Source organism: Streptococcus sp. HMSC078H03 (assembly GCF_001808655.1).
GTDB lineage: Bacteria > Bacillota > Bacilli > Lactobacillales > Streptococcaceae > Streptococcus > Streptococcus salivarius_G.
Genome location: NZ_KV794113.1, coordinates 40,178 through 51,848, shown reverse-complemented (window position 1 = coordinate 51,848; position 11,671 = coordinate 40,178). Strand labels below are relative to the sequence as shown.

Annotated in this window: 5 protein-coding genes and 5 pseudogenes; 8 read left to right on the top strand and 2 right to left on the bottom strand. The window is 39.6% G+C overall.

Going from position 1 to position 11,671, the window contains the following annotated elements:
* Positions 1-593 (bottom strand): annotated as a pseudogene (locus HMPREF2607_RS10610) (ISL3 family transposase); the annotation flags it as partial.
* Between HMPREF2607_RS10610 and HMPREF2607_RS10185 the strand changes: the two are divergent.
* Positions 578-700 (top strand): annotated as a pseudogene (locus HMPREF2607_RS10185) (Holliday junction branch migration protein RuvA); the annotation flags it as partial. The pseudogenes HMPREF2607_RS10610 and HMPREF2607_RS10185 sit on opposite strands and share 16 nt — an antisense overlap.
* A gap of 7 nt (positions 701-707) precedes the next feature.
* Positions 708-1,271: a DNA-3-methyladenine glycosylase I gene (locus HMPREF2607_RS06160; RefSeq protein ID WP_070476353.1), complete on the top strand. Its 564-nt coding sequence runs from the start codon at positions 708-710 to the stop codon at positions 1,269-1,271.
* A gap of 81 nt (positions 1,272-1,352) precedes the next feature.
* Here the strand turns inward: HMPREF2607_RS06160 and HMPREF2607_RS06155 are convergent, their stop codons facing one another.
* On the bottom strand, positions 1,353-1,616 hold the full coding sequence (locus HMPREF2607_RS06155; protein WP_037599404.1) for a SemiSWEET family transporter: 264 nt from the start codon (positions 1,614-1,616) through the stop codon (positions 1,353-1,355).
* 204 nt (positions 1,617-1,820) lie between these two features.
* Here HMPREF2607_RS06155 and HMPREF2607_RS06150 point away from each other — a divergent pair.
* The 6 genes and pseudogenes from HMPREF2607_RS06150 to HMPREF2607_RS06130 form a co-directional block, all read left to right on the top strand.
* Positions 1,821-2,787 (top strand): annotated as a pseudogene (locus HMPREF2607_RS06150) (IS256 family transposase); the annotation flags it as partial.
* A gap of 156 nt (positions 2,788-2,943) precedes the next feature.
* Positions 2,944-3,082: pseudogene (locus HMPREF2607_RS10380) on the top strand (IS256 family transposase); the annotation flags it as partial.
* Between the two features lie 208 nt (positions 3,083-3,290).
* The gene (locus HMPREF2607_RS06145) at positions 3,291-8,090 is read left to right on the top strand and encodes a glycoside hydrolase family 70 protein (RefSeq protein ID WP_070476351.1); all 4,800 of its coding nucleotides are present in this window, start codon (positions 3,291-3,293) and stop codon (positions 8,088-8,090) included.
* A gap of 142 nt (positions 8,091-8,232) precedes the next feature.
* Positions 8,233-9,402: pseudogene (locus HMPREF2607_RS06140) on the top strand (FtsW/RodA/SpoVE family cell cycle protein); the annotation flags it as partial.
* Between the two features lie 377 nt (positions 9,403-9,779).
* On the top strand, positions 9,780-11,018 hold the full coding sequence (gene hflX / locus HMPREF2607_RS06135) for a GTPase HflX (protein ID WP_070476560.1): 1,239 nt from the start codon (positions 9,780-9,782) through the stop codon (positions 11,016-11,018).
* Positions 11,011-11,652 carry a hypothetical protein gene (locus HMPREF2607_RS06130; RefSeq protein WP_061652382.1) on the top strand — a complete coding sequence of 214 codons (642 nt, stop codon included), beginning with the start codon at positions 11,011-11,013 and terminating at the stop codon, positions 11,650-11,652. Before hflX ends, HMPREF2607_RS06130 begins: the two co-directional genes overlap by 8 nt.
* Positions 11,653-11,671 lie beyond the last annotated feature (19 nt).

The window sequence follows — 11,671 nt, the reverse complement described above, 5'->3', positions numbered from 1 at the left end:
GGATGATGTGGAAACGATCAATAATGATTTCGGCGTTTGGGAAAAGTCTACGAGCTAGTGGGATATAGGCTCCTGACATATCCATTGTAATAAACTGCACTTTTTGGCGAACCTTCAATGGATACTTCAAAAAGTGGTTTCGAATAGTGGTTTGACGGAGATTATCAAGGATGGTTATGAGTTTGTTGGTCTCATAGTTTTGCGCCACAAAAGCGAGTTCACCTTTCTTGAACTCAAACTCATCCCAAGACATAACAGCTGGGAGCTTGTCATAATGCTCCTTGAAAGTAAACTGGTTAAGCTTACGATAGACAGTGGACGTCGACACACGAAGTCTTCTGGCAATATCCGTTAGCGATACCTTCTCAGTTAGAAGTTGAGCAACCTTTTGTCGGACAAGGTTGGAGATTTGGTGGTTTTTCTCAATGATTGATGTCTCAGCTACCATGACTTTCCTACAATTTTTACACTGGAAGCGATTTTTTCAAGCGTAGTAGTGTTGGAGTTCCAGCTTGTTCAAGGAGAGGAATTTTAGAAGATTTTTGAAAGTCATATTTGATCATCTTTCCTTGGCAATGAGGGCATGGTGGTGCTAGACTACAAGGAAACAGAGCTAAAGAAAATCAAGAAATTCTTCGAAGGAACGACGGATACAGCTGAGAACTATATCAAATCTGCCCTTAAGATGTTGGTGAAATAGAAAATATATGCCGAAACGTTGTGGTTGGGTAAAAATGAATAACCCTTTATATGTAGCCTATCATGATGAAGGGTGGGGCCAACCCCTTCATGATGACCGTGCTCTTTTTGAGTTACTTTGTTTGGAAACTTATCAGGCCGGTCTTTCTTGGGCAACGGTTCTCAACAAGCACCAAGCTTTCAGAGAATCATTTTACAACTACCAAGTCCAAGGTGTTTCGGAGATGACGGATGCAGAGTTGGAGGACTTGTTAGACAATCCAGCCATCATTCGAAATCGATCCAAGATTTTTGCTACGCGTGCCAATTCTCAAGCATTTCTACAAGTCCAGAAAACCTACGGTTCCTTTGATGCCTACCTCTGGTCTTTTGTCGAGGGAAAAACTATCGTGAATGATGTCCCTGACTATCGCCAGGCACCTGCTAAAACACCTTTGTCTGAAAAGTTATCTCAAGATCTCAAAAAACGAGGCTTCAAGTTTACAGGTCCAGTCGCAGTTTTAGCTTTTCTACAGGCGGCAGGTCTAGTTGATGACCATGAGAATGATTGTGAATGGAAAAGCGGAAGTTAGTGAGTGCAGCGTTTAATTATCTGAGAATAGAGAAAAAGCTGAGAAACTCATCTCAGCTTTTTATACATACTATTAAATTTGTTAAAGTGAAGTCAAAAAAGTGAGTCCACCCAAAATCACACCAGCTGAGTTTGGAATAATTAGTATCCAATCTTTCTTGGGTTCTTTTGTCCATCCATAAAGAACCCAAATTAAACAAGATACTGCTGCGGATAAAGGCTGGAATGGTTGAGCTTTGTTGCCTTGTAAATTGGCAAAAATTTGTGGGATGTAGGCGATAAATACAATAATCCCGATAAAGGCCCCAATGGAACCGACAATTTGATTTATTTTTTGTTTAGTCATACATACCTCCAATTGTAGAGTATCAAAATGATTGAAAATAGGCAAGGAATATGGTCATTTGTTGTTATTTTCTGTACAAAATAGAATAAAATGTTTATATCTATATTTTGCAGAGGATAGTATACAATATGTTGTGTAAACACAAAAAGGAATAAATCCGTTATAGTAGAGTTGCGAAACATTACTAGAAAGAGATTTATTCCTATGACTCAGTTTAGCACAGAACTACTTAACTTCTTAGCCCAAAAGCAAGATATTGATGAATTTTTCCGTACTTCTCTTGAAACGGCGATGAATGATCCGCTTCAAGCAGAATTGTCAGCCCTTTTAGGGTATGAGCCTTACGATAAAGTAGGCTATAATTCTGGTAATAGTCGTAATGGAAACTTTAGTCCAGCTTTGATCCCCTCTTATGGACGTCGAGATGACCACTTGGAAGAGATGGTTATCAAACTCTATCAAACCGGCGTAACGACTCGAGAAATTAGCGACATCATCGAGCGAATGGATGGTCATCACTATAGTCCTGCCACAATTTCTAATATCTCAAAAACAACTCAGGAGAATGTCTCTGCTTTTCATGAGAGAAGCTTAGAAGCCAATTACTCTGTTTTATTTCTTGATGGAACCTATCTTCCATTAAGACGTGGAGCCGTTAATAAAGAATGTATTCATATCGCACTTGGCATTACACCAGAAGGACAGAAGGTTGTTCTTGGATATGAAATCGCCCCAAATGAAAACAATGATTCATGGTCCACCCTGTTAGATAAGCTTCAAAAACAAGGCATTCAACAGGTTTCTCATGTAGCGACCGATTGCTTCAAGGGGCTTGAGCAGATGATCAGTCAGGCTTACCCATTAGCTAAACAACAACGTTGCTTAATTCATATTAGTCGAAATCTAGCTAGTAAAGTGAAACGAGCAGATAGAGCGGTTATTTTGAAGCAATTTAAAACGATTTATCGTACTGAAAATTTAGAAATAGCAGTCCTAGCTTTGGAGGACTTTATCGCTGAATGGAAACCAAAGTATAGGAAAGTCATGGAAAGTCTGGAGAATACGGATAATCTTTTAACTTTTTATCAGTTTCCCTACCAGATTTGGCACAGCATTTATTCGACAAACCTCATTGAGTCTCTTAACAAAGAAATCAAACGTCAAACGAGGCTGGGACAATAGTCCTAGCCTCTTAATTGTCTTTGGATTGTCGAGCAAGACGCAGTGGTTGAGTGGGCTCTACTACGCTGATTTCATCAGTTTTTACAGCCCTACTCAACTGTGCGGAGGTGTGACGACGAAATCGACTTCTAACGAATTACCGATTTCTGTCCCACTCTCCTAACGAGGAGGCTCTGGAACGTTATTTAGTTACTTTGTTTGAAAATTATAATTTCAAGCAAAGTCAACGTATCCACAAAGGGTTTGGCCAATGTGCTGACACACTTGAAAGCTTATTTGATTAACATTCTTCAACTCTACTTGAGTGTTTACACAAAATTATTGACAGTATCCAATTCGATTACATGACAATTATTTAATCTTTCATTAAGATAGTAAAAAACTCGTTAAAATAAGATTTATCAAGTTTTTTTGGCGCTAAAAAATGATATAATGAATGAGTCTTTAAGGTGTAGATTTTTAGACAAAAAATATATTGGGGAAAAATTGAATATGGAAAATAAAGTACGCTATAAACTGCACAAAGTGAAGAAGCAATGGGTTACTTTAGCGGTTGCTTCAGTAGCCTTGGCTACCATTGTTGGTGGTAGTGTTGCCACATCTTCACTCGCCTCTGCAGAAGAAATAAATAATACTAATGGATCACCTTCAACAACTACAGTCGGGGAGAATACAAATCCTGTGGTTGAAAAAGAGGTAGGGACAACAACTGAAGTGGCAAATACTTCAAATGCCACAACAACAGACCGAGCAGCAGTTACTGCTGATAAACCAGCTGAAACGACAGTTCAACCAAATTCAGGAGCAACTAGTGATAGAGCTGCAGCAGTAGAGGTTGAAGCCAAACCTGAAACGACTGCTAAGCCAGAAGTAGCCGCTAAACCAGAAACAGCTACAACATCTGAAGTAGCTGCAAATGCTGGAGTAGCCGCTCCAACGACTGAGAAGTCTAAAGAGCTTTCTGAAGCTGAAATTAAAGCTGCAGTCTCACTCGATAATATTAAAAAAGAAAAAGATGGTAAATATTACTATCTTTTAGAAGATGGATCACATAAGAAAAACTTTGCCATTACTGTAAATGGTCAGGTCCTTTATTTTGATGAGAATGGTGTCCTTTCAAGCACATCAACTTATTCATTCACACAAGAAACAACAAATCTTGTCACTGATTTTACTAAAAACAATGCTGCTTACGATTCAACAAAAGCAAGCTTTGAACTTGTTGATGGTTATTTGACAGCTGATAGTTGGTACCGTCCAAAAGAAATCCTTGAAGCTGGTACAACTTGGAAAGCATCAACTGAAAAAGATTTTCGTCCACTTTTAATGTCTTGGTGGCCTGATAAGGATACTCAAGTAGCTTACTTGAACTACATGACTAAGGCTCTTAGCAACGGTGAAGAAACAAAAGATGTCTTTACGATTGAAAATTCTCAAGCTAGTTTGAATGCCGCTGCTCAAATCATCCAACGTAAGATTGAAGTCAAGATTGCTGCTAATAAGTCAACAGACTGGTTACGTCAGTCAATCGAGGCCTTTGTTAAAGACCAAGATAAATGGAATATTAACTCTGAATCTCCAGGTAAAGAACACTTCCAAAAAGGAGCTCTCCTCTTTGTTAATAGTGATTTAACGAAGTGGGCTAACTCAGACTACCGTAAACTTGATCAAACAGCGACAAGCCGTTTGGCAAAAGACAAGATTAAGAGTGGTAGCGATGCTGGTTATGAGTTCTTGCTATCAAGCGATATCGACAACTCAAACCCAATTGTGCAAGCTGAAATGCTTAACCAATTGTATTACTTCATGAACTGGGGACAAATCGTCTTTGGTGACAAGGACAAAGATGCTCACTTTGATGGTATCCGTGTTGATGCCGTGGACAATGTTAGCATCGATATGCTTCAATTGGTGTCTTCATACATGAAGGCTGCTTACAAGGTTAATGAGTCTGAAGCGCGTGCCCTTGCTAATATCTCAATTCTTGAAGCTTGGTCACAAAATGACCCATATTATGTTGACGAACACAATACAGCTGCCCTTTCTATGGATAATGGTCTCCGTTTGTCTATTGTTCATGGATTGACTCGTCCGGTAACGAATAAGGGTACAGGTGCACGTAATGCATCAATGAAGGACCTTATTAACGGTGGTTATTTTGGTCTTTCAAACCGTGCGGAAGTTACCTCATATGATCAACTTGGTTTTGCAACCTACCTCTTTGTTCGTGCACACGACTCAGAAGTTCAAACGGTTATCGCAGACATTATCAGTAAGAAAATTGATCCTACAACAGATGGTTTCACATTCACATTAGACCAATTGAAACAGGCTTTCGACATTTATAATGCGGATATGTTGAAAGTTGATAAGGAATATACACACTCAAATATCCCTGCTGCCTATGCTTTGATGCTTCAAACAATGGGTGCAGCAACTCGTGTATATTACGGAGACTTGTATACTGATAACGGTCAATACATGGCTAAGAAATCACCATACTTTGACCAAATCACGACACTTCTTAAAGCTCGTTCTAAATATGTAGCCGGTGGACAAACATCTTATATCCATAACCTTGCTGGTGATGGGGTGTCATCTGCTAAAGACAATAAAGAAGTTCTTGTCTCTGTCCGTTATGGTCAAGATTTGATGTCTAAGACAGATACAGAAGGTGGAAAATACGGCCGCAATTCAGGTATGTTGACCCTTATTGCTAATAACCCAGATTTGAAATTAGCAGATGGTGAAACAATTACTGTCAACATGGGTGCAGCCCACAAGAACCAAGCCTACCGTCCACTCTTGCTTGGTACGGATAAAGGTATCGTGTCATCATTGAATGATTCAGATACTAAGATTGTTAAATATACAGATGCACAAGGAAATCTTGTCTTCACAGCTGATGAAATCAAAGGCTTTAAGACTGTTGATATGAGTGGTTACCTTTCAGTTTGGGTACCAGTAGGTGCGACTGAAGATCAAAACGTTCTTGCTAAACCATCAACAAAAGCCTACAAAGAAGGGGATAAGGTTTATAGCTCTTCTGCAGCACTTGAAGCACAAGTGATTTACGAAGGTTTCTCAAACTTCCAAGACTTTGTTAAAGAAGATAGCCAATACACTAATAAATTGATTGCAGCAAATGCAGACCTCTTCAAGTCATGGGGCATTACGTCATTTGAAATTGCACCTCAATATGTCTCATCTAAGGATGGAACTTTCCTTGATTCTATTATTGAAAATGGTTATGCCTTCACAGACCGTTATGACTTTGCCATGAGCAAAAATAATAAATACGGTTCAAAAGAAGATCTTCGTGATGCCCTCAAGGCTCTTCACAAGCAAGGTATTCAAGTCATTGCTGACTGGGTTCCAGACCAATTGTATACCCTCCCAGGTAAAGAAGTAGTGACAGCTACTCGTACAGATACGCATGGTAAGGTGCTTGATGATACTAGCTTGGTTAATAAGCTCTATGTGACAAATACCAAGTCATCAGGAAATGATTTCCAAGCACAGTATGGTGGTGCCTTCCTCGACAAACTTCAAAAACTTTATCCAGAAATCTTCAAAGAAGTTATGGAAGCGTCAGGTAAGACAATTGATCCATCTGTGAAGATTAAACAATGGGAAGCTAAGTACTTTAACGGTACAAACATCCAAAAACGTGGTTCTGACTATGTTCTCAGCGATGGTAAATTGTACTTCACCGTTAATGATAAAGGTACCTTCCTTCCAGCAGCCTTGACTGGTGATACAAAAGCTAAAACTGGATTTGCTTATGATGGTACAGGGGTAACTTATTACACAACATCTGGTACTCAAGCTAAGAGTCAATTTGTGACATATAATGGCAAACAGTACTACTTTAACGATAAGGGTTACCTTGTAACTGGTGAACAAGCTATCAACGGTTCAAACTATTTCTTCTTGCCAAATGGGGTTATGTTTACTGATGGTGTTATTAAAAATGCCAAAGGTCAATCAATGGTTTATGGTAAGTCCGGTAAATTGACGACTCAAACTGGTTGGAAAGAAGTTACTGTTAAAGATGATAGTGGTAAGGAAGAGAAATTCTACCAATACTTTTTCAAGGGTGGCATCATGGCTACTGGTTTGACTGAAGTAGAAGGTAAGGAAAAATACTTCTATGACAATGGTTACCAAGCTAAAGGTATCTTCATTCCTACAAAAGATGGACATTTGATGTTCTTCTGTGGCGATTCAGGTGAACGTAAGTACTCAGGCTTCTTTGAACAAGATGGTAATTGGTACTACGCTAATGATAAGGGCTATGTTGCCACTGGATTTACTAAGGTAGGTAAACAAAACCTTTACTTCAATGAAAAAGGTGTTCAAGTTAAGAACCGCTTCTTCCAAGTTGGTGATGCTACATACTATGCAAATAACGAAGGTGATGTTCTTCGTGGTGCGCAAACCATCAATGGTGACGAGCTCTACTTTGATGAGTCAGGTAAACAAGTTAAAGGTGAGTTCGTGAATAATCCTGATGGAACGACTTCATACTACGATGCCATTACAGGTGTGAAACTTGTGGATACATCACTAGTAGTTAATGGTCAAACCTTTAATATCGATGCTAAGGGTGTTGTGACTAAGGCACATACACCAGGCTTCTATACTACAGGGGACAACAACTGGTTCTATGCAGATTCACATGGACGTAATGTCACAGGTGCTCAGATTATCAATGGTCAACATCTCTACTTTGATGCAAATGGTCGTCAAGTTAAGGGTGGCTTCGTAATGAACACTGACGGTAGTCGTTCATTCTACCATTGGAATACTGGTGATAAATTGGTATCAACCTTCTTCACTACCGGTCATGATAGATGGTATTATGCTGATGATAAGGGAAATGTCGTTACAGGAGCTCAAGTGATTAACGGTCAAAAACTCTTCTTTGCTACTGATGGTAAACAGGTTAAAGGTGACTTTGCAACAAATGCGAATGGCAGCCGTTCATACTACCATGGAGCTACTGGTAATAAGTTAGTATCAACCTTCTTCACTACTGGAGACAACAACTGGTATTATGCTGATGCCAAAGGTGAACTTGTTGTTGGCGAACAGACGATCAACGGCCAAAACCTTTACTTTGACCAAACTGGTAAGCAAGTGAAAGGTGCAACAGCTACGAATCCTGATGGCTCAATCTCTTACTATGATGTTCATACAGGGGAAAAGGCTATTAATCGTTGGGTTAAAATTCCTTCAGGGCAATGGGTATACTTCAACGCTCAAGGAAAAGGCTACGTGTCAAATTAAGAGTAATGAATGAAAGAAGTCAATCACTTTTGTGGTTGCTTTTTTCGTTAAAAAAATTGTCTCTTTTTTATACATTCAGGTCATTTGTCTGGCCAAAAAAGTGGTATAATAACTCTTGCTAAATCTTTATTTTGGAGTACACATGGCTAAGTCAAAAAATACTATTGAAAGTCGGATAGATTACTCGATTCTCCTGCCAGTTCTCATATTGCTACTGGTTGGCCTGGTTTCGATATTTATCGCGACAAATTTTGATTACCCAAAGAATCTTGTGCAAGTCATGTCTCAGCAAGTACTATGGATTTTTCTAGGTTCAGTACTTGCTTTTGTTGTCATGTTGTTTAATACAGAGTTTCTTTGGAAGGTAACCCCCTGGCTCTATATTTTCGGTCTGGGGCTTATGGTTCTACCTCTCGTTTTCTATTCCCCTGCTTTGGTAGCCTCGACGGGAGCGAAAAACTGGGTAAGTATTGGATCAGTTACTCTTTTCCAACCATCTGAATTTATGAAGATATCCTACATCCTTTTCCTATCGAGAATAGGTGTTTGGGCTAAGCAAGGTAAGGAAGTGACCAACCTTCAGGATGACTGGTTATTGCTCTTCCAATATGTTGCAGTCACACTCCCTGTGTTAGGTTTACTGGTTCTTCAAGGAGATATGGGGACTGCCTTAGTCTTTCTGGCTATTTTAGCTGGTATCGTAGTGGTTTCGGGGATATCCTGGCGTATTATCTTACCGGTAGTTCTAGCTTTTGCAACAGGGGTAACCTTGTTTGTGATGGTATTTATCACAGATTGGGGTAAGGAAGCCATGCTTAAGATGGGGGTGCAAACCTACCAGATTAACCGTATCTCAGCTTGGTTGGATCCCTTCACTTATGCAGACGGTATCGCCTTTCAACAGACACAAGGTATGATTTCGATTGGTACCGGAGGAATCTATGGTAAAGGGTTTAATCATCTGGAGTTAAACGTACCGGTTCGTGAGAGTGATATGATTTTCACAGTCATTGCGGAAGATTTTGGTTTGGTAGGTGGTGGATTGGTTCTTCTAACCTATCTCTTCCTCATTTACCGCATGCTGCGAGTGACGTTCAAATCTAACAACCGTTTCTATACCTTTATTTCGACAGGCTTTATCATGATGATTGTCTTCCATATTTTTGAAAATATTGGGGCAGCAGTTGGGATTCTTCCTTTGACAGGTATTCCTTTGCCCTTTATTTCTCAAGGGGGATCATCGCTCATCTCTAACTTGATTGGTGTTGGTTTGGTGCTTTCAATGGCTTATCAGACTAACCTCAACGAGGAAAATAAAATTCTCCTGGCTATGTCTCGTCGTATGCGTACGTCTGGAACTAGTCAAGTGAAACCTGTTTCTAAGAGCAAGTCTAAGAAAAACAAGCCTTCGAAGAGTGTTACCAAGGCCTCTCAAGAATTGGTCAAGGCTAAAGATAAGGTTGATAAGGCCACTGAGAAAATGCGTCAAACCATTTCTCAAAATACGCCAAGCATTCATCAAGGCAAGCGTCGTAAGGGTTCGAAAAAGAAACCGACACGTAAACATTAAGAAGAAGCAAGTTGGTTAATCCAGCTTGTTTTTCTTTGAAAAAAATTAAGGTCTGTGACCTTCTCTTTGCCCCTGCCTGTGGTATAATAAAAGTTGACTATTTTGAAAAGGGGTTTGCTATGATAGAGACAGCCAAACAGCAAGAACGTGCTATTTTAGTAGGTGTTGAATTGCAAGAAACAGAGCATTTTGACATGTCAATGGAGGAACTTGCCAGTCTTGCCAAAACTGCAGGAGCAGAGGTTGTAGCTAGCTATACCCAAAAACGTGAACGCTATGATAGTAAGTCTTTCGTAGGTTCAGGAAAATTAGAAGAAATCAAGGCTATGGTGGATGCGGATGAGATTACTACGGTCATTGTCAATAACCGTTTAACGCCTCGTCAAAATACCAATCTTGAGGCGGCATTTGGCGTAAAAGTTATTGATCGTATGCAATTAATTTTGGATATCTTTGCCATGAGAGCTAGAAGCCATGAAGGGAAACTTCAGGTTCACCTAGCTCAACTAAAATACATGTTGCCCCGTTTAGCTGGTCAAGGGATTATGCTCAGCCGTCAAGCAGGGGGCATTGGTAGCCGTGGACCTGGTGAAAGTCAGTTGGAGCTTAATCGTCGTTCGATTCGTAACCAGATTGCTGATATTGAACGCCAGTTAAAGGTTGTTGAGAAGAACCGAGAAACCATTCGCGAAAAGCGTGTTGATTCAAGTGCCTTTAAAATTGGTTTGATTGGTTATACCAATGCTGGGAAATCAACAATCATGAACCTTATGACGGATGATAAGCAATATGAGGCTAATGAACTTTTCGCGACCTTGGATGCAACGACTAAGAAAATTTACTTAAAGGATCAGTTTCAAGTGACCTTGACAGATACGGTTGGTTTTATCCAGGACTTGCCAACAGAATTGGTTGCTGCCTTTAAGTCAACACTTGAAGAAAGTCGTAATGTGGACCTTCTTTTGCATGTCATTGATGCGAGTGATCCTAATCACGAAGAGCATGAAAAGGTGGTCTTAGACATTCTCAAAGACTTAGACATGACTGATATTCCTCGTCTAGCAATTTACAATAAGATGGATGTAGCTGATAATCTAGTAGCCACAGTCTTTCCTAATGTTCGCCTCTCAGCTCGTGACAAGGGAAGTCGTGAGGCCCTCAGAAGACTCTTGGTTGACGAAATTCAACAGATTTTTGAACCCTTTAGTATTAAGGTCCATCAGGATCAAGCTTATAAACTTTATCAATTGAGTCAATTAGCCTTGCTAGATAGCTACACTTTTGAGACAGAAGTAGAAGAAATTACAGGTTATATTTCACCGAAAAATAAATGGAAATTGGAAGAATTTTATGACTGATTATATGGATTTAGCTTTAAAATATGGTGGTTTTACAAGTTTAGATAAGGTCTATTTGGAAAATACCTTGTCAGACCTTTCTGACAGTCAAAAATTGGCTTTTATTACGCCACCACCAAGTGTGATTAATGCTTATTTTGCAGAGATTTACCAGAAACAATCTCCTGAAGCAGCGACGGATTACTACTTGGACCTTTCAAAAGAGTTGAACCTCTTTAACTCTGCACCATCTTTTGATGAACACAAGCCTTTTATTCGTCTCAATTTGTCAGGAAAATCCTATGGGTTTTGCTATGAAAATGCTGATGAGGTAGCTTTAGTCTTTGCCGAGCATTTAGAGGTTCCAACGGCCAGTATTTTGTTTGAGCTTGCTCAAGTTTTTCCTCAGTATAAGGTTTATCTTGAAGGAACTCAAATTAAGATGGCCAAGGTTGATTTTGACGAAGAAGTATTGGAAGAGTTAACACCTGAGACACAGTTACTTAGTCGTGTAACTAAGTTAAAGGGAAATGTCATTAAGTTGGCTAGCTTCAATCAAGATGAATTAGTGGAACTTTTGTCTCAATATAAAGGGCAAACTGTTTATTACGGCTTTGCTCAGCGTGAATGCCTGGCTTATATTGTCCAGAAATAAGAAGAACGATAGATAGAAA